The 24,638-nt window shown below is 43.3% G+C and carries 26 protein-coding genes and 1 tRNA gene; 9 read left to right on the top strand and 18 right to left on the bottom strand.

Annotated elements, in window-relative coordinates; genetic code table 11:
- Positions 1-88 precede the first annotated feature (88 nt).
- From KUV50_RS10320 to KUV50_RS10305, 4 genes are read left to right on the top strand one after another with little or no spacing between them, the layout of a single operon-like run.
- A complete protein-coding gene (locus KUV50_RS10320; RefSeq protein WP_222580066.1) occupies positions 89-1,003 on the top strand; it encodes a DUF6807 family protein in 915 nt (304 codons plus the stop codon).
- 10 nt (positions 1,004-1,013) lie between these two features.
- Positions 1,014-2,045: a DUF6340 family protein gene (locus tag KUV50_RS10315; RefSeq protein ID WP_222580065.1), complete on the top strand. Its 1,032-nt coding sequence runs from the start codon at positions 1,014-1,016 to the stop codon at positions 2,043-2,045.
- A complete protein-coding gene (locus tag KUV50_RS10310) occupies positions 2,023-3,528 on the top strand; it encodes a sulfatase (RefSeq protein WP_222580064.1) in 1,506 nt (501 codons plus the stop codon). The genes KUV50_RS10315 and KUV50_RS10310 overlap by 23 nt, the downstream gene beginning before the upstream one ends.
- Positions 3,529-3,564: 36 nt before the next feature.
- The gene (locus KUV50_RS10305) at positions 3,565-4,596 is read left to right on the top strand and encodes a threonine aldolase family protein (RefSeq protein ID WP_261395103.1); all 1,032 of its coding nucleotides are present in this window, start codon (positions 3,565-3,567) and stop codon (positions 4,594-4,596) included.
- Between the two features lie 309 nt (positions 4,597-4,905).
- Here KUV50_RS10305 and KUV50_RS10300 read toward each other — a convergent pair.
- The 8 genes from KUV50_RS10300 to KUV50_RS10265 form a co-directional block, all read right to left on the bottom strand.
- Positions 4,906-4,979: transfer RNA gene (locus KUV50_RS10300), tRNA-Met, on the bottom strand.
- Positions 4,980-5,094: 115 nt separating this feature from the next.
- Positions 5,095-5,850, bottom strand: a complete 756-nt coding sequence (locus tag KUV50_RS10295; protein WP_222580063.1) for a zinc ribbon domain-containing protein — start codon at positions 5,848-5,850, stop codon at positions 5,095-5,097.
- Positions 5,851-5,865: 15 nt separating this feature from the next.
- Entirely contained in the window at positions 5,866-6,660 is a 795-nt protein-coding gene (locus KUV50_RS10290) for a Nif3-like dinuclear metal center hexameric protein (RefSeq protein ID WP_222580062.1), read from the bottom strand.
- Positions 6,653-7,138 (bottom strand): D-glycero-beta-D-manno-heptose 1-phosphate adenylyltransferase, encoded by a 486-nt coding sequence (rfaE2, locus tag KUV50_RS10285; protein WP_222580061.1) that lies wholly within the window; start codon positions 7,136-7,138, stop codon positions 6,653-6,655. The genes KUV50_RS10290 and rfaE2 overlap by 8 nt, the downstream gene beginning before the upstream one ends.
- Complete coding sequence (locus tag KUV50_RS10280; RefSeq protein ID WP_222580060.1) at positions 7,128-8,186, bottom strand: lysylphosphatidylglycerol synthase transmembrane domain-containing protein; 1,059 nt, start codon at positions 8,184-8,186, stop codon at positions 7,128-7,130. The genes rfaE2 and KUV50_RS10280 overlap by 11 nt, the downstream gene beginning before the upstream one ends.
- 6 nt (positions 8,187-8,192) lie before the next feature.
- Complete coding sequence (gene panD / locus KUV50_RS10275) at positions 8,193-8,540, bottom strand: aspartate 1-decarboxylase (protein ID WP_222580059.1); 348 nt, start codon at positions 8,538-8,540, stop codon at positions 8,193-8,195.
- A 228-nt stretch (positions 8,541-8,768) separates the two neighbouring features.
- Positions 8,769-9,620 (bottom strand): pantoate--beta-alanine ligase, encoded by an 852-nt coding sequence (panC, locus tag KUV50_RS10270; protein WP_222580058.1) that lies wholly within the window; start codon positions 9,618-9,620, stop codon positions 8,769-8,771.
- A gap of 6 nt (positions 9,621-9,626) precedes the next feature.
- Positions 9,627-10,589: a glycoside hydrolase family 113 gene (locus KUV50_RS10265; protein WP_222580057.1), complete on the bottom strand. Its 963-nt coding sequence runs from the start codon at positions 10,587-10,589 to the stop codon at positions 9,627-9,629.
- A gap of 245 nt (positions 10,590-10,834) precedes the next feature.
- Here KUV50_RS10265 and KUV50_RS10260 point away from each other — a divergent pair, with 245 nt between their 5' ends.
- Positions 10,835-11,935: an AAA family ATPase gene (locus tag KUV50_RS10260; RefSeq protein ID WP_222580056.1), complete on the top strand. Its 1,101-nt coding sequence runs from the start codon at positions 10,835-10,837 to the stop codon at positions 11,933-11,935.
- Between the two features lie 221 nt (positions 11,936-12,156).
- On the opposite strand, the gene KUV50_RS10255 is transcribed toward KUV50_RS10260, so the two are convergent.
- The gene (locus KUV50_RS10255) at positions 12,157-12,651 is read right to left on the bottom strand and encodes a DUF4920 domain-containing protein (protein WP_222580055.1); all 495 of its coding nucleotides are present in this window, start codon (positions 12,649-12,651) and stop codon (positions 12,157-12,159) included.
- Between the two features lie 164 nt (positions 12,652-12,815).
- Between KUV50_RS10255 and KUV50_RS10250 the strand changes: the two genes are divergently transcribed.
- The 4 genes from KUV50_RS10250 to rplI all read left to right on the top strand — a co-directional run bounded on the left by KUV50_RS10250 (position 12,816) and on the right by rplI (position 15,362).
- Positions 12,816-14,060 (top strand): caspase family protein, encoded by a 1,245-nt coding sequence (locus KUV50_RS10250; RefSeq protein ID WP_222580054.1) that lies wholly within the window; start codon positions 12,816-12,818, stop codon positions 14,058-14,060.
- Positions 14,061-14,173: 113 nt separating this feature from the next.
- On the top strand, positions 14,174-14,593 hold the full coding sequence (gene rpsF, locus KUV50_RS10245; protein WP_222580053.1) for a 30S ribosomal protein S6: 420 nt from the start codon (positions 14,174-14,176) through the stop codon (positions 14,591-14,593).
- Positions 14,594-14,620: 27 nt separating this feature from the next.
- The gene (gene rpsR / locus KUV50_RS10240) at positions 14,621-14,887 is read left to right on the top strand and encodes a 30S ribosomal protein S18 (protein ID WP_222580052.1); all 267 of its coding nucleotides are present in this window, start codon (positions 14,621-14,623) and stop codon (positions 14,885-14,887) included.
- 28 nt (positions 14,888-14,915) lie between these two features.
- Positions 14,916-15,362: a 50S ribosomal protein L9 gene (rplI, locus tag KUV50_RS10235; RefSeq protein ID WP_222580051.1), complete on the top strand. Its 447-nt coding sequence runs from the start codon at positions 14,916-14,918 to the stop codon at positions 15,360-15,362.
- A gap of 180 nt (positions 15,363-15,542) precedes the next feature.
- On the opposite strand, the gene KUV50_RS10230 is transcribed toward rplI, so the two are convergent.
- The 9 genes from KUV50_RS10230 to KUV50_RS10190 all read right to left on the bottom strand — a co-directional run bounded on the left by KUV50_RS10230 (position 15,543) and on the right by KUV50_RS10190 (position 24,375).
- Positions 15,543-16,316 carry an XRE family transcriptional regulator gene (locus KUV50_RS10230; RefSeq protein ID WP_222580050.1) on the bottom strand — a complete coding sequence of 258 codons (774 nt, stop codon included), beginning with the start codon at positions 16,314-16,316 and terminating at the stop codon, positions 15,543-15,545.
- Positions 16,317-16,432: 116 nt separating this feature from the next.
- Entirely contained in the window at positions 16,433-17,200 is a 768-nt protein-coding gene (locus KUV50_RS10225) for a creatininase family protein (RefSeq protein WP_261395139.1), read from the bottom strand.
- The gene (locus tag KUV50_RS10220; RefSeq protein ID WP_222580048.1) at positions 17,197-17,604 is read right to left on the bottom strand and encodes a RidA family protein; all 408 of its coding nucleotides are present in this window, start codon (positions 17,602-17,604) and stop codon (positions 17,197-17,199) included. The genes KUV50_RS10225 and KUV50_RS10220 overlap by 4 nt, the downstream gene beginning before the upstream one ends.
- Positions 17,601-18,737: a mandelate racemase/muconate lactonizing enzyme family protein gene (locus KUV50_RS10215; protein ID WP_222580047.1), complete on the bottom strand. Its 1,137-nt coding sequence runs from the start codon at positions 18,735-18,737 to the stop codon at positions 17,601-17,603. The genes KUV50_RS10220 and KUV50_RS10215 overlap by 4 nt, the downstream gene beginning before the upstream one ends.
- A 6-nt stretch (positions 18,738-18,743) precedes the next feature.
- On the bottom strand, positions 18,744-19,538 hold the full coding sequence (locus tag KUV50_RS10210) for an SDR family NAD(P)-dependent oxidoreductase (protein ID WP_222580046.1): 795 nt from the start codon (positions 19,536-19,538) through the stop codon (positions 18,744-18,746).
- 4 nt (positions 19,539-19,542) lie between these two features.
- Positions 19,543-20,232: an RraA family protein gene (locus KUV50_RS10205; RefSeq protein ID WP_222580045.1), complete on the bottom strand. Its 690-nt coding sequence runs from the start codon at positions 20,230-20,232 to the stop codon at positions 19,543-19,545.
- 289 nt (positions 20,233-20,521) lie between these two features.
- Entirely contained in the window at positions 20,522-21,517 is a 996-nt protein-coding gene (locus KUV50_RS10200) for a Gfo/Idh/MocA family protein (RefSeq protein WP_222580044.1), read from the bottom strand.
- 36 nt (positions 21,518-21,553) lie between these two features.
- Positions 21,554-22,921 (bottom strand): Gfo/Idh/MocA family protein, encoded by a 1,368-nt coding sequence (locus tag KUV50_RS10195; RefSeq protein ID WP_222580043.1) that lies wholly within the window; start codon positions 22,919-22,921, stop codon positions 21,554-21,556.
- Between the two features lie 101 nt (positions 22,922-23,022).
- Positions 23,023-24,375: a DUF6807 family protein gene (locus tag KUV50_RS10190; protein WP_222580042.1), complete on the bottom strand. Its 1,353-nt coding sequence runs from the start codon at positions 24,373-24,375 to the stop codon at positions 23,023-23,025.
- Positions 24,376-24,638: the final 263 nt, after the last annotated feature.

Genomic DNA, 24,638 nt, shown 5'->3' with positions numbered 1-24,638 from the left:
AATGCAAAATATACCGTTGGTTTCTTAAAAGTAAAGATAATGTTATCCATCAATTTCTGTATATTTCGTTCTCTAAGACCAATCCATTATGCGTGTAACTATAATTCTAATCTTTTTATCACTCCATATTTCTGCCTGTGCCCAGATTAATGCAGAAGAAAATAATGACGGGGTTCTGATCTCCGAAAACAACGTTCCGGTCCTATTCTACCAGAAAGCGCCAAAAGATCACGACGGGCACTATGAACGTACCAACTACATTCATCCGCTCTGGAATGTGGATGGTACCGTTCTCACAGAAGATTTCCCCTCAGACCATCTTCATCAGCGGGGGGTGTTTTGGGCCTGGCATCAGATCTGGGTAGACGGGCAGCGGGTCGGTGACGGTTGGGCCCTGGAAGATTATGAGCAAAAGGTCCTTCGCACCACGTGGAAAGAACATCAAGATGGTAGTGGAACCTTGTCGTCGGTTGTTTCCTGGCAGTCAGACCTCTACACGGAGAACGGAGCACCCGTGCCCTATATCGAGGAATTGACCTCGATGACGATTCATCCCAAACAAGATAATTACCGAAAAATTAATTTTAGCATCACCCTGAACGCGCTTAACCGTCCTGTGGCTGTCGGAGGTTCAGAAGATGAAAAAGGATACAGCGGGTTTTCAGTGCGGATGAAATTACCGGAAGATGTTCATTTTGCCGGTCCGGATGGCATGATTGATCCTCAGGTTACTGCCGTACATTCCCCGGGATTTGTGAATGTGCCAGCCACCTTTGACGGTGACCATCCGGGTGGCATTCTTATGATAGATCATCCCGGGAATCCCGGTTATCCACAGCCCTGGATCCTACGGGCCAAAAACAGCATGCAAAACGCTGTATACCCCGGACGGGAACCGGTGAAGATAACTCCTGACGCTCCTTTGACTTTAAGATATTCCCTGGTCACCTACCAGGGTACTTTGTCTCAAGACCAGATAAAAAATATTTTACAAACAATGTAAATCCTGTCCTATGAGAATAAATCCTCACATCACTTTTATATCCAGCGCCATTCTGCTCATGTTAACCCTGGGATGTTCCTCTACCAGAACTTATCAAAGAGTCAATCACATTATATACCCGGAAAAACGATTACCGGATCAAACTTCCGAAATCACTGTCATTCATACCATTCCTTTAGAGAAACCCCAAATCACCTCGTCTACGGAACCATCAGCACATGATCATGTCAATGACCAACCAACTCAATTTGGGCTCCATGATAAAATCGGCTATCTGGTAAATATGGTGGCCAGGGAATTAAAACGTTCGAAATTTTATGTAATCAAAGAAAGGCAACTGTCCCAAAATGAAATAAAACTATGGGATGCGAATAAAGTCAATAGCTATATATCCAGTAATCAGGGAGTACTCCTTGTTTTGGATGAATTGCATTCGGATTATGATTTCAAGTCCGAAAAAATCAGAAAACACCAGCTGGATGAAGCTGGCCAGGATTATTACATCGATGCTTATGAAGCAACCCGACGCTATGTGATCGATGCAAACTGGAATATATATCATGGTGAATCCCCAGAACCCATTTACGCGATAAAAAATCAGGGTAAAAAAACCGTCAAAACACAAGGTTTGCGCAAGGACCAGACTATTGAAAAACTAGACAGTGTAGCCCAACATACGGAACGGTTTTTACTTGATTCTTTGGCTGCTGATCTGGCCAGTCTCATAATGCCTCTAAAGGTTTTTGATTCCTGGTCCTATTATGTAAAAGGCTCTGAAATTCTGAAAGAAGGGAAAAAATACATGGAACTGGATCATCTGAATGAGGCGATGCAGATGTATAAAGCGGAACTGAAAAAAGAAGATGATAAAAAAATAATCGCGCGGTTACATTATAATCTGGCCATCATCCACGACATCCGGGGTGAATCCGCCCTGGCCTTTCAATATGCCGAAAAAGCCCTGTTAGCCGATAACAAATACTTACATAAAACGCTATATGATAAACTCAAAATACAAAATGATCGCGCTAATAAATCATAAATGGAGAGATCGCTTTTGCATTTATTTCAACCTTAAAATATTAACAAGTTCCATCGTTTTTCTGGTTTTATCTTTGATAAATCCCAGTGTTCAGGGGCAAAATCATCAGCCCAATATCGTTTTTATCCTGGCAGACGACCTGGGATGGGCCGACCTGCCGGTATATGGTAATACATTCAATGAAGCACCACATCTCACAAAGCTGGCAGAAGAAGGTATTCAATTCATGAAGGCCTATGCTGCTGCACCGGTCTGCTCACCGAGTCGTGCCAGCATCCAGTCCGGCCAATATCCGCCCCGGGTGGGCATTACTGATTTTATAACGGGACACTGGCGACCTTATGAAGAAGTTAGAGTACCGATAAACCGTACCCAGTTTCTCCCAACAGAAATCACCACCATAGCTGAATCGTTGAAATCAGCAGGTTATGCGACCGCCTATTTTGGAAAGTGGCATTTGGGAAACGGACCGGATCACCATCCATTGGCCCAAGGCTATGATGAGGCAAATGTTGGCACCGGATTTTACAATGTTAATATGATTCCTTCGCGTTCCGAGGACAAATCACAACGACTCTCCGAACGCATTACCAATTACGGCACCGATTTTATCCGGAAAAACAAGGATCAGCCTTTCTTTCTATTTCTGTCCCATTATGATGTTCACGTTCAACTGGACGCAGACCACGATTTGATCGAAAAGTATCAATCCAAAGCCAAAGACCCAACCTATCCTTCCAACCCCATTTATGCAGCCATGATCGAGCATATCGACCGGAGCGTAGCCCGGATTACACAGGTCTTGGAAGACGAAGGACTATCGGATAACACCATGGTCCTATTTTTCTCAGACAATGGCGGATTAATCAGCCGGTTTGACCAGATTCCTTTGGTTGCAACATCGAAGCTGCCGCTCATAAATGATGAACCACTGCAATACATCGCTTCCTCCAATGCACCACTTCGGTCGGAGAAAGGAACTGTTTATGAAGGCGGAATTCGGGAACCCTTAATCATAAAGTGGCCAGCAATCATTTCCGGTGGTCAGGTCAGCGATGCACTGGTATCCAGTGTGGATTTTTTCCCTACGATCCTGGATGTGGCCGGGGCTTCTCCACCAGCCGGCCAGACACTGGATGGTATATCGTTGCTCCCCACATTGTCTTCTGGAACCCATAATCCGGAGCGAGCTATTTTTTGGCATTATCCGGTATATCACCACGATGTCCCTGCTTCCGCAATCCGGAAAGGAGATTGGAAATTAATCGAAAACCTGGTCACCAAAGAGACTGCACTGTACAACTTATCGGCTGATATCAGCGAAGCCATGGATTTGTCTCGTCTATACCCAGAAAAAACCAAAGCCCTTTATGCTCTGCTGCAGGAGTGGCAAGAAAAAACAGGTGCTGAATTTCCTTCCCCCAATCCGGATTTTGATTCCGAAAAAAGGTACCGTTGGGGTACGCACCCCGATCGTAAATAAAGATTTCACAATTTCTAAAGCACCATATAGCACAAAATGATGAATTCGGTGAATCAATACAGTTTTCGGGATGATTACAGTGAAGGGGCGCATCCCCGTATTCTTGAGGCAATTGCGAGATACAACAACGGCCAGGTAGAAGGGTACGGTATGGATCCGTACTGTCAAGAAGCCATCCGGTTAATCAGGCAAGAAACGGGGGCCATGAAGGCAGCTGTGCATTTTGTGTCGGGCGGCACCCAGGCGAATCTCCTCATATTAAGTGCTATCCTGAGACCTTACGAAGCAGTGATTGCAGCCGGTTCTGCTCATATTTCAGTGCATGAAACCGGCTCTATTGAAGCAACAGGCCACAAGATCATCTTGATCGATACAGAGACCGGAAAGTTGACTCCCCATCTCATTGCACCCATTCTCGATCGACACCAGGACGAACATAGAGTCAAGCCAAAAGCAGTGTTTATATCCCAGACCACCGAATGTGGTACTATCTACACAAAGACAGAGCTCGAAAATCTTTCAAGGTACTGCCGGAAGAATGACCTCTGGCTTTATGTGGACGGCGCCCGTCTGGGGGCAGCACTTACTTCACCCTCAAATGATCTATCCTTACAAGATCTGGCCCAAATGGTTGACGTATTCTATATCGGAGGCACTAAAAATGGCGCATTGTTTGGTGAGGCAATTGTCATCACCAATGAAGCGCTTCAAAGCAATTTTCGGTATATTATGAAGCAAAAGGGTGGCTTGTTGGCCAAAAGCCGGTTTTTCGGAATCCAGTTTACCGAAATGTTCAGGGATGGATTGTATTACGAACTGGGACAACACGCCAACTTTTGTGCCAGGGAATTATCTGAAGGTTTGCAGGTCGCTGGATACACCTTTGATCGTCCGCCTGCCTCTAATCAGCTTTTTCCTGTATTTCCCGACCAGGTCATTGAAGAATTGCAAAACAAGTACACTTTTCATATTTGGGGTCCATGTAACAAAAGCGAGTCTGTCGTTCGTTTGGTGACTTCATGGGCTACGTCGACTTCTGCCATACATGCCTTTCTTGCTTCATTATAGAAAGACTTAGCCCGGATAAAATTTTTCTTGTAACGTGCAATTAGGCGGACGGCACTGTAGGTGGCAAAACGAAGGTCTTGTTCTTCAGGTTGTACATTGATGTCCTATGCATTTCACAATGTGGTATAATATTCAGCAGATCGTCCAAGATTATCGAGGGAAAAAGCAGAGGGATAGCTTGAGGCACACCGGGTTTTGTTGACGAAGAAAATTGAGGCATATCGCGGTATACATGCGGCATTTATAAATAAGAATGATACCAAGGAATAAAATCAAAAAAGGCTGCTCCAGTGGAGCAGCCTATGAACGTAGCGTGAGGCGGGCTTGAACCGCCGACCTCAGAATTATGAATCCTGCGCTCTAACCAGCTGAGCTACCACGCCATTCTATTTCTTAAAAGACCGCAAATATAAGTTCAAATTCAGATAATCCAAACCTATATCTCTTACTTTTATTAATTTTTTACGACACAGAAAAAATGCACTTTTGCACCACTTATTATGCTTCCACTTCTTCTCCGGCGATCGACTGGTCAACCAATATCCGTCCGCAATGCTCACATACGATCACCTTATTCATCAGAGAAATCTCCAGCTGTGTCTGAGGTGGAATTTTGTTGAAGCAACCGCCACATGAGTTCCGTTCTACCGTAACCACGGCCAGACCGTTCCGGTAAGATCCCCGGACTTTATTATAGGCTTTCATCAATCGTTTCTCGATCTTTTCTCTTTGTTTTTCGGATTGCTTTTCCAGCTTCTTCTCGTCCTTCTCTGTCTTCTCAATGATCTTTCCAAGTTCACTTTTTTTCAGGTCAAGCGTCTCCTGTTTTTTATCTAGTCGGCTTTGAGTTTCAGCCAAAACCTCTTTTTTGGCTTCAATCTTGGCTTTATCGTCCCGAATTCGCTTTTCGGATAATTCAATTTCAAGACTTTGCAATTCAAGCTCCTTACTTAAAGCCTCATACTCCCGATTGTTTTTCACATCATCGAGCTGCTTGTTATACCGGTCGATCAAAGCTTGAGCTTCTTTGATGTTGGTGGTTTGTCGATTGTTGTCCTCTTCCATCTCCTCGATGGTTGCCTCCAATCGTTTAACACGTTTTTTCAGTCCTTCAATCTCATCTTCCAGATCATTTACTTCTACAGGAAGCTCTCCTTTGAGAATTTCAATTTTATCCAGCTCTGAATCAATCGACTGCAATTCATATAAATCAGTCAATTTTTCTTCTACTGTAAGTTCTTTCTTTTTTGCCATAATATTCTCTTCCTTTTATTTGAAATATCGAACCGGGTTCGTATCGACTTTCGTTATTTGAGCCGCAAAATTACGAAAATTATTGGATAATAGTTCATGCAACAATTGAATTGTGTATTTTTCACTTTCATAATGGCCGATATCCAAAATCATTATCCGATCCTCGGCATCAAAGTATTGATGGTATTTAAAGTCAGCGGTGATAAATGCATCGGCACCACTTTGGATCGCATCCTGCAGCAGGAAGCTCCCCGAACCTCCACACGCTGCCACCGTTCGCACTTTTTGGACTGATGACGCTGGAACATACTTGATGACTTCCAATTCAAATCGATCCCGGACCATTCCCAGGAAGTCAATCACAGAAAATGGATCAGGATAGTTACCTACAACACCTGCTCCTATTTTAGATTCTCCTTCTTTTGGGGCCAAAATCCGAACATTGCTGAGGTTCAGTCGCTGAGCGATCCGCTCATTAACACCATGTCGAAGCACATTGTCCAGATTGGTATGGATTGCGTAAATCGCAATGTCATGACGTATGGCCATGACGACTGCACGAACTATATAGGAATCCCCACTAAGCTTTTTCAAACCCTGAAATATGATCGGGTGATGGCAGACGATGAGGTTACACCCCTCTTCCCTGGCTTCCATGACCACTTCTGGTGTGCAATCCAAAGCGCAGAGTACCCCCGTCACGTTCCAGGAAAAAGAGCCCGTGATCAAACCGCTGTTATCATAATCTTCCTGAAGCTCCAGCGGCGCTATATTTTCCAAAAAATCTGCAACTGTTTTTACTTTAGTCATGGTTCGCCCGTATTTTTTCGATTAACGAGGTAGTACTTTTTCCTTCCACCAGAGGAATGGTCGTCACCTGGCCACCATACCGAACCACTTCGTGATACCCAACAATGTCTTCTACTTTGTAATCACCTCCTTTGACCAATAGATCCGGCTTTATTATTTCGATCCACTTCAATGGCGTATCCTCTTCATAGACGAACACATAATCCACGAAGAAAAAGGATGCCAGATGAAGAATACGCTCTTCCACACTATTCACTGGTCTATTAACGCCCTTGAGCCTGCGAACAGAAGCATCACTATTCAGCCCCACTATGAGTCGACCGCCCAGCATTTTGCAACCATATAAATAGGTAATGTGTCCGGCATGAATAATATCAAAACACCCATTGGTCCAAATCAGCTTCTCTTCACGTTGATCTGACAGAGCGTGTAGTTCGGATGAATGGATGAGTTTTTTAGCTACGAAATCAGTGGTCATGCTCCCGTTGCGGTTTATAGTTTGTATTTACGATCGGTAAAGCTATTAAAGAAACTACCCCCATCACTAAATTTACACATATATTGATAACCAGAAAAATAATCATTGCAAAAGAAAAAGCATCCGGTCCGGATACACCATATATACTCAGCCCCGCAATCACCATAGCATGATAGGTACCAATCCCACCAGGCGCTGGTAACACCATCCCCAATCCTCCAAATATAAACACCAGCAAACCAGCGACCGGGGTAAGATGAGCGGTAGAATCAAAACTAAGAAATGGCAAAAAGGTCATCAGATAATACATCAACCATATGTTGAGGCTGTGAAATACAAGCAACTTATAGTTTTTAACATTCCGAATACTCATCACGCCTGCCACAAATGATTTCACTTTTGCTTTCAAACGCTGCATAATCCGGTGGTACTTAAACCGCACACCAAGATATACAGTCAGGCCAAGAACCAACAAAATACCCAGAATAAGACCTGTAATCATAAAAGAAGAAATATTCGGCAATTGTGCATGAGTTGAGAGATAGTCCAGTATTTGTCCTGATGCCAGGATCATCCCAAGCCCAAACATCAACAACAGACAAAGCACATCCAGCAAACGATCTGTTACTACCGTCCCCATCACTTCTGCAGACCCTATCTTTTCGTACCTGGAAAGCACCCCTGCCCGGACAAATTCACCAAATCTAGGAATTGCCAGGTTTGCAAAGTATCCCACCATGGTTGCCAGAAAAGTATTTCTCACTCGAACAGGTCCGTTGTCGGGTTCGACCAATAATTTCCAGCGAATGGCCCGGGAAACATTACTGATAAAGTATAAGACCAGGGTCATAACCAACCAAAATGGACGGGCATGCCGCAAATCATTGATGATTTTATCGACCAGGCTACATTCAGATGCACTGTTTCCCTGCTCGAGACAAAAATTCATATACTGAGCAGCTTGTTCTTTATACACAAAGTAAAAGATAAAGACACCCAGCGATAGGAAAAGAAGGAGGCGCAGTAGGGTCGAGATGCTTTTTTTCAAATTAGCTTAGGATATCTTATTGTTTTCAGCAGGAAAAACCGTGATCGGGGTATACTCCGCAGCTTCCTCCGGGGTCATCAAAGCATATGAGATTATAATAATTACATCCCCCACCTCAGCTTTTCGTGCTGCCGCACCATTCAGGCAAATCACTCCCGAACCACGTTCTCCGGCAATGGTATAAGTTTCTAAACGTTCTCCGTTATTATTGTTGACGATTTGCACACGCTCCCCTTCCTGAATATTGCACGCCTCCAGCAAGGCTATATCGATGGTAATGCTACCGACATAGTTCAGGTTCGCTTCGGTCACCGTGGCCCGATGGATTTTGGATTTAAATCTTTGGATTAACATAAGAGCGCAAATTTAGGAATATTTGATCGTTAAATTAAAATAATGGATCAATTTCGTAAGCATAACAGTTTTAATCCCGCGAAAGTTTAGATCAGGGTCTGGGTTCTTCTACATGTTTTTCATCCTGTTGCAGTAAGCTGGATGATTTGTCCCAGCCCGGCCAAGAAGAAACAATCCTGGAAAATGATCCCCCTTTCCCCTAACGCCTTTCACCTAACACCTTTTCTTCTAATCCGGCATGGCCATATTATCGATGAGCCGAATATCCGTACACCACACAGCAGTCACGGCATATATTACCCCCTGATATTCATCCTTTTGTGATAAAATCTGCAAATTATCTCCCCGCACAAATTCAAAATACTCAGGCCGAAATGGAGATTGATTCAAGTGAGCTATAGCCTCGGATTTCAGATCCTCCAGTTTGTCCGACTTAAAGTTTTCCGCAACCCAGGAAAGGGTGGTATAAATCAGAGAAGCCGCTGCCCGGTGCTCAGCAGTCAGACGTTCATTGCGACTACTCAAGGCCAGTCCATTTTCTTCGCGAACTGTGGGTACAGCTTCCAATTCAATCGATAATTTCTTTGATTCGATCAACTTTCGAATGACCAATAATTGTTGCAAATCTTTTTCTCCCATGAACAAAATATCAGGTTGGACGATGTTCAATAACCGATCTACTACCTGCAGAACCCCTTCAAAATGGCCAGGCCGGAATGCTGCCTCAAGGGTCGTCCCAAGATGCCTCAGATCCAAATCAGGTCCGGCCTTACGTCCATCCGGATAAACCTCTCCGTCGGTTGGCAGAAATAATACGTCGCAACCCAAATCAAAAAGAAATTGAAGATCCCGAACCAGCGGACGGGGATACTTGGCCAGATCATCCACATCATTAAACTGAGTCGGATTAACATAAATACTAACTACAGTATAGCACTGCTTGTTTAAGGACGCTTTAATCAATGAACCATGTCCACGATGCAAAGCACCCAACGTGGGTACAAAACCAATAGCTTTTCCTTCTTTGCGTCTTTCCTGGAGATGATTCTGAAGCGCCGTCACCGTTTTATATAAGAACATATGCAATTATTTGTTATACCATATTGAAAGAATTTCCTCCGCCTCTTTGTTCTGAACCGTATAATCCCGGGCTTGATTCCGCACCCGGTATCCCGGCGGGTACCACTTCCAGATAAAACCACCACTCCACCATTTTTTGGGATAAAAACAATCAAACAATACATCAATCGCCAACGATTGAGCGGCTTCGTTAACCGGCAGTTCTTCAATTATCTTTTCTTTCTCCCAGGTATTGTGCGCATTGAAATCTGTACTGAGATAACCAAATTCTGTAAACAAGACCGGCTTATCCGTTCTTTGATGAAGGCTTTCTATTTTTTTGATGATCGGGGACCAAGCTTGAATCAGTTCCACCCGTGTTGGATGCCGGGCATCAGACAGTGGGAAATATGCATTGATACCAATATAATCCATTTCATTCCAAAAAGGAAAAGCTTCATACGAATCCCAATTCGCTGCATAAGTCAACTGACCTTTATAGATACGTCGAATCTGATCAATCAACTGGGCCCAAAACAAGGGGCGGATCTCCACAGATTTTTTGAGCTCTGTTCCAATACAAAGCATTTCAACCTTCATGCTGTCTGCAGTATGAGCCATCTCCAATATGTAGTTGCGATAAGCACTTTCCCATTGATTCCATGAATTTTCAGAGTGATACTCAATTTCGCCGCTCCATTTATGACGTGCCCAGATCTGGGGCTTTAGCATGATCTTTAAACCCGCATTGTGACCATGCTTTACGGTTTGGATGATTCCCGGAATGGTTTCTCCCCACCATTGTCGGGAATGATTATACCATACGGTGGATTCATCAGCAGGTGTAAAGCCATAGGGCACTACAGCCAACCACCCGGCTCCCATTTGTTCCACATCGACAGCAGGGTCTCTGCTAAAAGGACGGGAAGGTGCCACCAATGTAACTCCATTTATAAACTCCGCTCTTTGACTGTAATTCTGTTTGTTCATCTCCTCCGAACAGGAACTGAATATAAACACAAGCGGAACCCATAGAAAATGACTGTAATAAATCAGCACAGTATAAATTTAGCTGTAAAATAAAGCAATTTTTTTAAAATGTTTGCTGACTTGGGTGTTCGCTGCGACGAAGGCCATGGATTTCTACGTGCTAATTAGTGAAACCGCTTTGTCTGATTCGACTTCCCGGTAAAAATGCTTACATTAGGAATTCGTAGATCAAAATAATACTTCATATGCAAGGATTTTATGTTGCTGCAACCAATCAGCATGTGGGAAAAACCACCTCCACCCTGGGTTTGACCGCTATATATCATGCCCTGGGGTACAACGTCGGATATTGCAAACCAGTAGGACAACAATTTCTGGACCTGGATGACCTTCGAGTAGATAAAGACACCTTGTTATTTGCTGACTTATTGGGATTTTCACTGGAACCGACGCATCATTCACCAGTCATCCTCGGATCTGGAGCTACCACTGCTTACCTGGACAACCCACAAGATTACCACTACAAAGATGATATACTGAAGGCCGCCAAATACCTTGATCAAGCTCATGATCTTGTCATCTATGAAGGAACCGGTCACCCCGGTGTAGGCAGTATCGTCAACCTTTCCAATGCCGATGTCGCCAAACTACTCGACTTGGGTGTCGTGATGATCGTAGAGGGAGGAATAGGGCGTACTATCGACCGTCTCAATGCCTGCGTAGCACTTTTTCGTGAACAAAATGTTCCAATCATTGGGGTCATTATCAACAAAGTAATTCCCGAAAAAATGGAGAAAACCAAATACTACGTTTCCAAGAAACTCCGGGAAATGAACTTAAAACCTTTGGGCTTTGTACCCTATGATAAATCCATGGCTTTCCCGATTATAAAAGGGATCATTGACCAGATTCAAGGCACCGTTACATTCAATGAAGACCACGTATACAACAAAGTAGAAGACATCATTTCAGGTTCTGTGCTCGAACGGAATCAGCTGCAGACTTCGCAAAAAAATCTTTTATTGGTCGTGGCCGCAGACCGCGTTGACAACGCCATTAATAAAGTCAAAATCTGGAGCTATGAAAAACACGGCGATTTTTCACCACTATCCGGAATCGTAGCCACCGGGGATGGATTTATTAATTCAGAAACAGAAGATTATATAAAGCGAAACAAGATACCTTTTATTCGTACACATTTGGACACCTTGGGTACGGTGAGAAAGATATCAAAGATGGAAGTGAAGATCAATTTAAAGACACCATGGAAGATCCAACGCGCTATAGAACTCATTAAAGAGAACGTAGATTTGGAATATCTACAGGAATCTGTCAAAAAATTATAAAAAACTTTTTGAATATTCTTGGATTTATAAAAATATGTCTTATATTTAAGCAATGAATTTGAGCAGCCCTTATGCAATGTTCATCTTCACATAATTGATCTTTTCACAATCAGAGAGTTAGTAAAATCCTATTAATCAACATTCGAAGGGCTGCCATTTTCACATTTCTATCTTTAAAACGCCTCCCCCCAAACTTCCGCTGCCTGCCAACTCAAATTATTTTAATTTTTTTTCCGAAACAGTTCTACTCCATCTGCTATAAAAATATATTCCTCCCTGGGAGTCGTGATCATGGCTACATCCTGCTCACTTTTCCCTGCATCCCGCGCAAAATGTTTTAGAGTTTCCACATCGGTTACCTGTCGGAAAGCCTTCCCCTGGAGAAGTACGGTATCACCAGATATATCCTTGGGCATAAAAAATCCATAATCCTTAAATTTCACCATAAAAACTGGAGCCTCTTCTCCTTCAGACCGGATCGTCATCCAGCATCCTTTCTTCTGACAAACTTTGCTAACCAATCCAACCGTTGAAGTAAAAACGGTATCTGTAGTTTGCAGGTCATTTTGAATCGCCAAAAGCGATTGATTCTTTTTCACAGATATGCGTTCACCAAATGTTTCGCTATCAGAATGACTTGCGTTTAATTCCTTACGCAATCCTGAGTTGCAAGCAATCAGCAGCGTTGCAACTAGTAAGCAGACCAACTTCTTCATAATATCTTTTTTAAAATCCATTGCCCAAGGGCCAAAAGGCTCGGAGGTAATTTAACAAATAAACAAATAATAATTTACGGGATCAGGGGTTCTAATAGCACATTTTCACACAAATATATCGAATATTCTGAAATAAGCCCTTACTCAAAAACCACATAAGATTTATGAGAAACTGGCTCTTTTCATTGGCTATCCTTTTACCATTCTACGGCCTTGGTCAATGCCTTTCCGGAAACTGTTACAATGGATCCGGAAAATTCAAATACACCAACCAAGCAGTCTATGAAGGCGCATTTCAAAAAGGAAAACCAAATGGAAAAGGCACCCTGCTTTACTCCAATGGCAACCTCTATAAAGGTGATTGGGAAAATGGTAAAAAAGCCGGAGAAGGCGTCCTATTGTTCTCCAATGGCGCTAAGTATTCCGGACAGTTCAAAAATAATTTTATGGAAGGCATGGGCACCTACACCTTTAAAGATGGCAGTGCATATACAGGTTTTTTTGAAACAGACCGACCCAATGGACAAGGCACGCTGGTCCGCCAAGATGGCAGCAAAATATCTGGGCTGTGGAAGGACGGCAAACTGCAATCCAACCAGACAGCGTCCCATGCACAAAATCACTCTCAGCCTCAGCCTCAGCCTCAATCTCGACCTCGACCTCGACCTCGACCTCAACCTCAAAAAGGTGACGTCAATATTTACGCCGTCATTGTAGGGGTCAGCCGGTACGAAAATTTTAAAACTCTAAAGTATTCAGATGATGATGCTTACCGGATTTATGCTTTTTTGAAAAGCCCGGAAGGTGGCGCAATTCCCGATGAAAACATTCATATACTCATTGATGAAAGTGCGGTCAAAGAAAACATCGTCCATGCTATGAAAACGGTGTCTGCAAAGGCGGACGAAAATGATGTCATTATTTGTTATTTTGCAGGTCACGGACTGGATGGTTATTTTCTCCCGGCGGATTCCGATGGCTACCGCCACAGAATACCTTATCTAAGTTTGCGTAAATATTTAGCATCGAGTCAAGCGAAACAAAAATTATTTATGGCCGATGCCTGCTTTAGCGGGAGTTTACTGGCCAGCAGAACACCCAATCTCTCCCAGTTGCAAGATTTTTATCAACAAATCTCCCAATCCACCGGAGGTACTGCATTTCTCCTCTCCTCCAAAGAAACTGAATACAGCAAAGAAGCCAGTGGTTTACGTCAAGGGGTATTCTCATACTTTTTAATAGAAGGGATGAAAGGCGAAGCGGATATCAACCGAGACCAGATTGTCACCATTCAAGAACTTTACCATTACATTCGTACAGGAGTCCGGAAATATACAAAAAATGAGCAAAATCCCATGCTAGCCGGTCAGTACCAAACTGATCTTCCGATAAGCTGGGTGAGAAAATAAAGAGCAATACACAATATATTACACAGAAACAAATAATTTACCTATCTTTGCGCTCCATTATCTTAACCGCGCTCAATAAAATCATAATAGATTGGGCTACAAACTACTAAACCATGCGGACATATGAAGTTACCTTCATCGTAGATCCTGTATTGTCGACCGAGGAGATAAAGTCGACGGCACAAAACTACGTTGACCACTTAAAAAGTGAAAATTGTAACATTGTTGACTTGCAGGACATCGGTCTTCGTCAACTTGCTTACCCGATTAACAAACGCTCCACCGGGGTATACTACAGCCTCGAATTCACCTCAGAAACAGGAGAGATCGTTAAAAAACTCGAACTCGCGCTTAAAAGAGACGAACGGGTCATTCGCTATTTGTTGATCAAACTGGACAAATTTGCAGTTCAGTACAACGATGACAAGCGAAATGGCCGCATCGGCAAATCGCTTCCCAAAGAAGAGAATGCACCGAAGGAGGAGCAACCTAAAAAAGCTGCGAAAGTAGTCGCAGGTGGAGAAGAAGAATAATTTAGTAAGCATTAAAAATTAAAAAAAATGGCAAAGAGAGACGATATAAAGTTCCTGTCAAATCCAAATATTGGTCAGAATAAGAAAAAATACTGCCGGTTCAAACGATACGGCATTAAACATGTAGATTACAAAGATCCCGAGTTTTTGAAGAAGTTTTTGAACGAACAAGGAAAAATTCTTCCACGACGAATTACGGGAAACTCCCTGAAATACCAGCGGAAACTAGCTGTTGCCGTAAAAAGAGCTCGGCACCTGGCTATCTTGCCTTACGTGACCGACCTTATGAAGTAATTCTATCACCGATCAAATTAACATTACAATGGACATTATACTTTTAAAAGATATAGAAAAGTTAGGTGAAAAGCACGACGTCGTATCGGTAAAGCCCGGTTTTGCCAGGAATTATCTTATACCTCAAGGTTTGGCCAAAGCAGCTAACAAATCCAATCTCAAAACACTAAACCACATTTTACAACGGGAAGAGGCCAAAGAGCTCGAAAAACTTTCTGATTACAAAGAGATCGCAGATTCGCTTGACGGAAAAGTGCTCCGCATTGGTGCCAAGTCAGGGGCAGAAGGAAAGATTTTTGGAAGTGTCACCGCTCTTCAGATTTCTCAGGCAATTAAAGAGCAATTGGGCACTGATATTCCACGTAAAAAAATCAGTTTAGTCGAAGAAGTAAAGACCCTGGGTACATATCAGGCAGAAATAGCTTTCCACAAAGAGGTCAAAGGAAATATTTCTTTTGAAGTGGTCAGTGAATAGGTTTATCTACCGAATTAGAATACTATTAAAAGCACCTTCAAGACCGGAGGTGCTTTTTTTTGTGCCGGGCGAGGTTCAATCTTGCGGGTGATTTACCTTTTCAGCACTGTTTATTGATTTCCATAGCGTTTTGATAGATCCCGACCAGACCCATGGTCCATAAGCTGGGTTCCGGGGTTTTCAAGTGGTGGTTCGATCATAGATTTCAGTCACCTTCTGCTGAATATCTCCAATCCGTTCTGACATATCACGGTCGACCATCCCTCCCAAATACGATTCCGGCGACTGATCCGAAAATCCCAGATGGGCATAATACTGCCAGATCTCAGCGATGGAATCATAGTCTATGTCATAAGCGGGGAACAACGGATTATCAGATATAGCAGTTAGGAAATTCCCTGCCAGGTTTTTCTGAATCCGTTTGTAAACCATCCCTTCGCGTTTGGTTATGATGATGTAAGTCCGCTGATTACGCAAGGCTTCCAAGCTCTCCACCTTCACACCGATAATCACAGATCCAGATTCCATCGGCAACATGGAATCACCTTCTATTTCAAATCCACGGTACTCATTTTTTGGCAAATAGGGCAAATAAAGCTTCGGCAAATCCCGGATATATTCCGGATCCTGAAAGCTCTCCAGGTACCCTGCTTCCGCTTTGGTCTCCACTAAATCAATGGCCTGCAAATACTCAGACGACGGATCCACATATCTTTTGACTTGCTCAGAAGAAGGTTGGATGTTGACCCCTTCCTGATAGACTGCCCTGGTAATGAGTGCATCGATATCAATATTGAACAGGTCCGCCAATTGGGTGAGCATCTCAAAATTGGGCTCTGTTTTCTCCCGCTCATAATCTCCAAGGGTGGTTCGAGCAATGTCCAGCCGGTCCGCCAGTTCAGCCTGGGTCCAGTTATGCGCTTTCCTTAAATACACAAGATTCTTTCCAAACATGATGTAAGATACCCATTTTCGTCGATATAAACGACAATCAGGACGAATAATTCGTCGGCAAGTACTTCTAAGCACATATATCGTACCAGAGATACCGAGATATTTCTCGTGACTAGCTACTCACTCGCGGAGATATTGAAAATATCATTTACTATTTCTGTCATCCGTGTCACTACAACCTTTTCTATTTTTGCACCTTTGTCAGCGGTCGCAAAGCGTGGGTCCCCATAAATACCATTTTTTGTCATAGATGACATGGATCGGTAATAGGATACTTCTGCGCCCTGCAAAAGATCTCCTTCTGCCCAGGAAAAGGTGGGAATGTTCCTCATGGACGAAATATTATTCTCATCAACGAGATGTGGTGCTATTCGCAGCATTAATGAAGTCTCAAATTCACCACCATGGCCAATCCCCCCAGGCCCGGACTCTGACAATTTACGCAGTTCTTCAACTGCCAAACGGAACCAATTCATCATAAAGAAATGACCGTGTGGATATTTATCCCCCATTTTTTCAATAAACACCTGGCCCAATGCCTGGTTTCCCCCATGACTATTAAACAAGATGAATTTTGTAAACTTATGTGCAAAAACCGAATCCACGATCTCTTCCAGTTGTGCTATGAGCGTGGAATGACTAAGGCTTAGTGTGCCTGGAAAACCCAGATGATGCCTGGAATAACCGATGGACAAATTGGGCAACAAAAGGACTTTATCAGCTATTCTATCGTTTAGTTTTCTACAAAAATAATCACCGATGATACGATCCGTGCCCAGCGGTAAATGATTCCCATGCTGTTCTGTAGCCGAGATATTAACCATAACCGGCAAGCTTTTCCCTGCCTTCGCTAACTGTAGGCTGCTTAATTCTTCCCAGATCATGACGTCGTAGCCCAAATTTCAATTTCAACTAATAATTCACCGATTAAACCGGCTTGTACTGCAGTTCGCACCGGGCGAGGTTCCTCAAAGTAATCTTTATAAATTGCATTGAAGGCAGGCCAATCATCCATATTTTTCAAATAGACTGTCACCTTAAACACATCATTAAGCCCACAACCAGCCACAGACAAATGAATTTTACAGTTCTGCATCATATACAGGGTTTGTTCTTCAATGGTCTCACCCACAATCTTTCCGTCTTCATCAATCGCAGCCTGTCCTGATAAAACCACTAATTTCCCTGGATCTACCACTAACACAGGAGAGTAAGGACCGGCTGTTTTATGCTGCTTTGCTGAGGCAGGCAATGATTTGCTTAGATGTTTTCTGGTAGTTTCTTTCATGCTAATTTAAATTCTTTATGTCGTATCATATAATGTCTGACAGCCTCCTCATCCACTTCCACACCCAGACCCGGTCCATCCGGAAGATAAGCATAAGGCGGATCAATCCGAATGGGTTGTTTGAGCAGATCATGTTCTCGAATCAATCTGCCAAATATATCACTCGGCCAGGTACATGCCGTAGAAGCAATGGCCGAATGTACATATCTCGCTTCGAGGATTCCCAAATCGATCTCTGAACCGTGCCAGCAGGGGATTTCAGCCGCCGCCGCAATATTTGACAACCTTTGGAAATCAGACAAACACCCATTAAAGTTGAATCCATCGACGGCATTATTCTGGATGGCCTGAATAGCATCTTTTATCCTTTGGCCGTGCTGGATATATGGCAAAGCCACATGCAGTGCAATTGGAACAGATGAAAAATTCCGGAGTAAATGAAAATCATTCAATTTCCATCGGGAAATGGGATCTTCGATGCACAGCACATTTCCTATCTCCGACAAAGGTTTCAATCTTTTTTTGACTTCATACACATTGAGCCACCGCTCATTAGGATCCAGAATGATCTTCATTTGAGGATTTGCAGCGTGTACAGCCGCACTCCATTGCACCACCTCGTCTTCCAAATCGCATTTGAATTTAATACAGTCATATCCTTGATTTGTAAAATTACCAACCAATTCTGCAATATCTTCCATATTCCTGTGACTCGACCAGGCGCCTACTCTGACTTTATCTTGTACCGCTCCTCCCAATAAATCTACAACCTGCATGTGGTGTACTTTGGCATAGGCATCCCAGATCGCGCACTCAAATCCATCGTACTCCCGACAATATGAAAATGGAAGTTTCTGTAAGGTTATCGAATTTATATCCATGTCAATCAATATAGCCGCAATGTCTGAAACGTTCTGCCAACTGTGCCCACGATACAACTCCCCCCACCCGACAATACCACCATCCAGCTCCAGTTTCACGATTAGTTTAGAAACCTGATCAAATTGCATCGTCCATGCTTTCTGAACACCGGACTCTAATTTATGCAGTGGTTTATTGATAGACTTGCTCTCTACAGATCCTTTCTTCGCTGGTACTATTACTTCAAAGCATGCAATCCTTGAGATCTTCATATTCACTTATTTCTTTATAAAGTCGTTTCCATAAAGCATTAGAGATGTCCCATGATCTACGTAAATTGATTGTCCTGTCACTCCTTCGCTGAGCTGTGATAATAAAAAGGCAATGACATTTCCACACTTTACTGGTTCCATCACCCGATTAACAACCTGATAATGATTAACATGGTCATCGACCCATTTTTCCGGGTCATCGGTAAGAGATTGAAGTAAGTGTATATTTTGATCAGAATGTACGAACCCGGGTCCAACCGAATTAACCCGTATATTATTTTTGCCCAATTCAACGGCCATTCCCCGCGTCAACCCTTCTACTGCAGATTTTGCACTGGAGTACAACGCATATTTACCCACGGTTTTTAAAACATGTATGGAAGTAACATTCACAATGTTTCCAAGATGGTCATGCTTTAGAAGATGATTTACAAAGTTTTTTGACACCTGCCAAAGCCCCTTGACGTCTACATCATACAACTTATCAAATCCAATGCTGTCCACTTTATGAGCGTACTCGACCAATCCTATACCTGCATTGTTCACCAATCCATCTAATTTCCCTACCGTCTTTTCGATTTCTTCAAAAATCTTTTCTACTTCCTCCGCACGTGAAATATCCGCCTGGATAAAAACAGCATGAGGATACTTATCTCTAAGATTCGTAAAATGGTTTTCCGAAACATCATTGATAATTAGTTGAGCACCGTTTTGATCAAGTGCTTTACAGATTCCGGAAGCTAACCCATTCCCCCCTCCGCCTGTTATCAGTATATTTTTACCTTTCAAATCCTGCATCATAGTATTAAATAACCCCGTATTTTTCAAAAGCTGCACACGCACTCATCCCCTCCTGAATCTTTTTTTGGACAATTTTTTCTGACCTGGCTTTCTCCAAAGCTCTTTCTATGACCTCGTTCTCGAAGTCCTGAGGAATGATGCAGACCCCGTCAAAATCACCGTAGATGATATCACCCGGATGAATAGTAACCTTTCCAATGGTGATGGGTACCCGATAGTCTACCACTTTGCCCCTGGCCTGTTGATCCTGTGAATACGGCCCGTACGAAAAGGTCGGAAATCCGGTTTTTAATACGCCGGCAGTATCCCTGGAGTAGCCGTCCAGCACAGCCCCAGCAGCGCCCAGACTTTGTGCTCTGATTGACATTATTTCTCCCCAGACGGCATAGTTTGGCGACGACCCCGAACAAATATAAACTTCATTGGGTTGCAGATCATCCAGCGCCTCAAGCATAACACCGAATGGCTTGTCAATGATGTCTTTATTGATGACGGATGAGCCAATATCTGCTTCCACCACGGGAAATGCCCGCCCAACGACCACCATGTCTTTTTGCAAAGGACGGATGTTGGGTGGCATAAACTGATGTATGAGATTCATTGAATCCATGGCGTCTCCTATGACCGCAGAAAATAATTCTTTTTTCATTGCGCTAAAAAGCTCCTGATCATCCTTCCAATTGGTGTTGTTCATTTTTAAATCAATAATTTTACATGTATTTCAATTCATTATTCTCTACGACAATACAGTGGATCCATTTTTTTTCTGAATTCAAGAACTGGAGAAATTTCCGGTGTCTGGATTCCTAAAAGCATCCGCACGCTCAGATGCGGCTATGAAAATCTATATTCAGCGAACGAGATACTCTCTACAGGTCCGGTATCGGGCACATCACACCGACTACTAATTCGCAACCCCGTTAATTCACACAACTTGAATCCCCATCAGCAGGAATCGTTAGAAATAAATCCATCGATTTGCTCTATATGGAACTCAGATAAATTCTTTCTCCATCCCTATGTTTGCTCTGCTCGGCGGCTTCCATAAAAGCAAAAATTTCTAATGTTTCTTCAATATCTATCGGAGGTTGGTGGGTATTAAAAAATTTGATGATCTCATGCAATAGTCCGTTATACCCATCAAAATTATTGAGATATTCAATCCCTTCCTCTGCATAGACTACAGCGCCATATCCCCCTTTCCCTTTTCTGATGCCGCGATAAGTTCCTATTCTTTCGTTATCCCACATTCCGATCACCAGATCTGTATCATAAGTATATGTCCTTTCTACCCATTGACATCCGGTCCCCATAAGGGTGAATAATATTTCCACCCCATGCACACCATACCAAAACAAATCCGGATGATGTGGTTCGATGTGTGCGGGGCTATAAGCCTCTACTCCATTCACTGTTCCCAGGCTTCCATTCCTTACTTCACGAGCGCCTTTCATAAACCGCAATGAAGAAGAGGAAAATAGGGGGGTATGATACTTATCAGCCGCTTGTGCAATTTTACGTGCTTCTTCTATCGAAGCCGCAAAAGGTTTGTCTACAAATACAGGCACCCCAGACTTCAATACAGGTAAAACTTGCTCTAAGTGTTTGTTCCCATCAATGGTGGTCAAAATCACAAAATCAACTTTTTGAAGTAGTTCGGAGATAGAGTTTACTGTTTCCACACCATGTTTTTTTACCTCGGCTGTGAATTCTGGAATTTTGTTTTTCCACTCCAAAATATCATCGGTTCCCTTCGGATAAGCAGCTACTACTTTATAATCGTCAAATTCATGGTTTTTTGCTGTATTTAATGCTTTAACAAATGCAATACTATGGCCGGTATCCAAGCCGATCATTCCAACTTTCTTAGCAGGTTCTGTGGTTGGTTCATGAAAAGCATTTGCGGCCGTCACAATTCCCAGGCCCAGCCCGGCCGTTAGCGATTGTTTTAAAAATTTTCTTCGGTGATTACCTTTCATGGTCTGTGATTTCAGGAAGATACTATATATACCACATTACAAGTATTCTGACGGAAATTTCCAGGGAGAACGATACTCCGGGATCGCCTTTTGACTAGCTATATCATCCCCCACAATCTTTTCAGTTTCAGGATCAAATTTAATCGAGCGTCCGAGCTTGAGAGACAAAATGCTGAGCTGTATGGGCAAATCCACTTTAATATGGTAATCAGCATTGCACAGCGGTTGTTGACCTGATCTGATTCCCTCGAGCCACTCAAGCTCCTGTCCGGGTGAGGATTCAATAGACTCTGCCGGTGCAGCCATACCCGCCATTCTATCCCCTTCAGGAACTAAAATATGAGAATTATAATCTGTGATCAATGTACCATTTGCGCCATGGAAATAAATCCCCAATCGTCTCCTTGTACCTGTTTCATAACCCACTCCATCTTTGTCTGCCTTTTGAAATGCCCATCCGTGGCTGTTGGTCGAGGAATTCATCCAGGTCATGGTGAGTTCAGGATATTGCCAGATCACTTCATGGTTGTCATATGCATCGCCGTCGTCTCGGATTATATACCGGCCACCCATCGCACTAATCTCCGTGGGATAACCCAAATCAAGAGCCCATATGGGCAGATCCGTAATGTGAGGAGCCATCCCCGGTGTCCAACCACCACTAAAATCCATCCAAAAGCAATGATAAAACGCATCTTTAACCAGATGTGGGTTGAAGGGTTGCATGCGAGCCGGACCCACCCACTGCTGCCAATCCAACCCCTTGGGTGCGGTATCTCTGTTATTCCCTGACCCGATACCATCTGGGGCTTCATTCATCACAAAAAAGGTTCGTACGGTAGCTATATCCCCCAGATTTCCTGAACGCACCAACTCGACCATTCTCCTGTAGTGGTCACCGGAATGAATCTGTGTACCGATCTGATTGATCGTTCCGTGTTTCCGGAACGCATTGCGTATAGCGAGGCTTTCTGCGGGAAACATGGACATCGGTTTTTGTAAATAGACAGCCACACCTGCTTCCGCGGCTGCTACGGCTTGTAGGGCGTGCCAATGCGCCGGCGTGGCTACGATGACTGCATCCAGACCAGGGTGTTCCAACATTTTCCTGTAATCGTGATAACCGGTACAGGTGTCCTTATGTTGTTCCACCACTGGGTCGAGTCTCTTGTCCCATACATCACAGGCAGCAACCAGTTCTACACCATCATCCTGCAGACAAGCTCTAAGGTTTGCTTTTCCCAGAGCTCCACAACCAATAATTCCCAGATTGATCTTATCATTGGGCGATGTTTTCCCCTGGCGGGACAATACAGATGAAGGTACAATATAAGGAAGTGTGAAAGCTGCCATAGAGCTGTTCTTTACAAATTGCCGTCTGGTAATGTTGGATTTATTCTTCATTGTCGTTAATGTTTAATTATTCAAATCTGGTGAATTTATCGAGGCAGTTCCTTTGGCATTTGCCTTCATTATGTCTTCAGTTTTCTTTCTGGATCAGCTTCCTATCGATCCTTTACCTGGGGTAAATTTTGAGAATTATAAGCATCCCAATAGGCCTTTGATACATCAGGAGTTGGTTCACCTCCCGCATGCACCACAAAGCGGTATCTCAACACCAATGGCTCCGTGAGACTCAATCGGTACCTGGACTTGGGCGTTGGAAAAGTAGGCTGGATCCAGGATAGGTTCGGATACTCCACCCAGTCGCCGGGATATTCCGGATTGGATTTATGTTGTAATATCATCAATCCTGATTTGGCCTCATTTCCTTCAAAGATTCCATTAAAATCGGCCCATGCTCTCGAAGGACTGCCCCCTGGTTCATCCGTAAAATACGAAATCTCCTGTTCTTCCGGTGTTTGCATTCGAATATTTAACCCCCCATAACTGTCCGTAAATCGAGTAGCAAGGGTTATGTTTTCTTCGAGTGCCTGGAATTCCAGTGTCAAGTCTATGATTCTTTGTCTATCGTTGGCACGGTACGCTCTGATAGTCACCTGTTCATGAACAATGGGCACTTCATCCTCCCACATCCAACGATTTTCAGCGTAGATCTGAGCATACACCGGCCCGCTGATGAAATCAATTTTCCCTGTTGGACGGGCAAAGACCCTTTGTAAAGCATAAATATCACCTCGCTGACCATTATATTCCACCTCAGGCCACGCCCAAAATATCCCTCTGTGATGAGGGTGTCCACCATCCGGCCAATCGCGGGTTAACATTTCGCCATTCAAACCGTATAAAGGATGGATATAATCAGATCTAGGTACGCCATACACGGCACCTGTGAGCACCGTGTCCTTTGGATAGGTGGGGTGCGATTTTAATAATTCTTCATAATAGATACCCGATGAAAATTCAGAATACGTCAATTCTTTTTTTTCGCCCCCTGGCCGCACAACATCCTCGGCATGAACTTTCTCATAGTTGTATTGGAGCACCTTTTGATTCCCTTCAGTAATGAATGGTTGGGCACTCTCCTGACCTGGTTCGGCCTGAATAATGGAAAATGCTGGCTTATCCTTTGCTGTGAGTTGGTATTCCTGCTTCCCAGTATGGCCTCCCGGCAGGAGTGCTGTTATTCTGAACTTATGTGCGTTTAATTCTTTGTCCAGCTGAACAGAGATCTCTGCATGATCAGAAACCCCGGTTAATACCAGCCTGTTCTCCCTAGCTGCTGTCAGGAGAGCCTCACTCAGCTCCACGTCAAATGATACCGGGGTGGTGGTCCACTCTTCACCGTAAGAATGGTTAACGAGTACGATATCATCTGTGGAAGGTGCCGAACAAGAAACAGCTACTGCGATGGTACTTGCTAAACACGCAACAAAAAATAATAATTTAGCGGTCATTTTATTTTATTGATTTCGATCCAATTAAATTTACAAAATACTTCTATCCTGAAATAATTTGCAACATTCCATGGGATTTAAATATGTGGAGTAAATTACCAATCTGGATTTTGTAATAACATGATTTTATATTCTACGCTACCCTTATAGAACTCATAACCTGTAACCTTTGATCCACCCACCTCAAAATCCTATTGTTTTCGCTAATTAAAACTATAGGAGTTCTATATAGAATCGTATAATTATTATATTACAGCACAATA

The organism is Membranihabitans marinus (genome assembly GCF_019802045.1).
Lineage (GTDB): Bacteria > Bacteroidota > Bacteroidia > Chitinophagales > Saprospiraceae > Membranihabitans > Membranihabitans marinus_A.
This window is presented reverse-complemented; position numbering and strand designations above follow the sequence as displayed.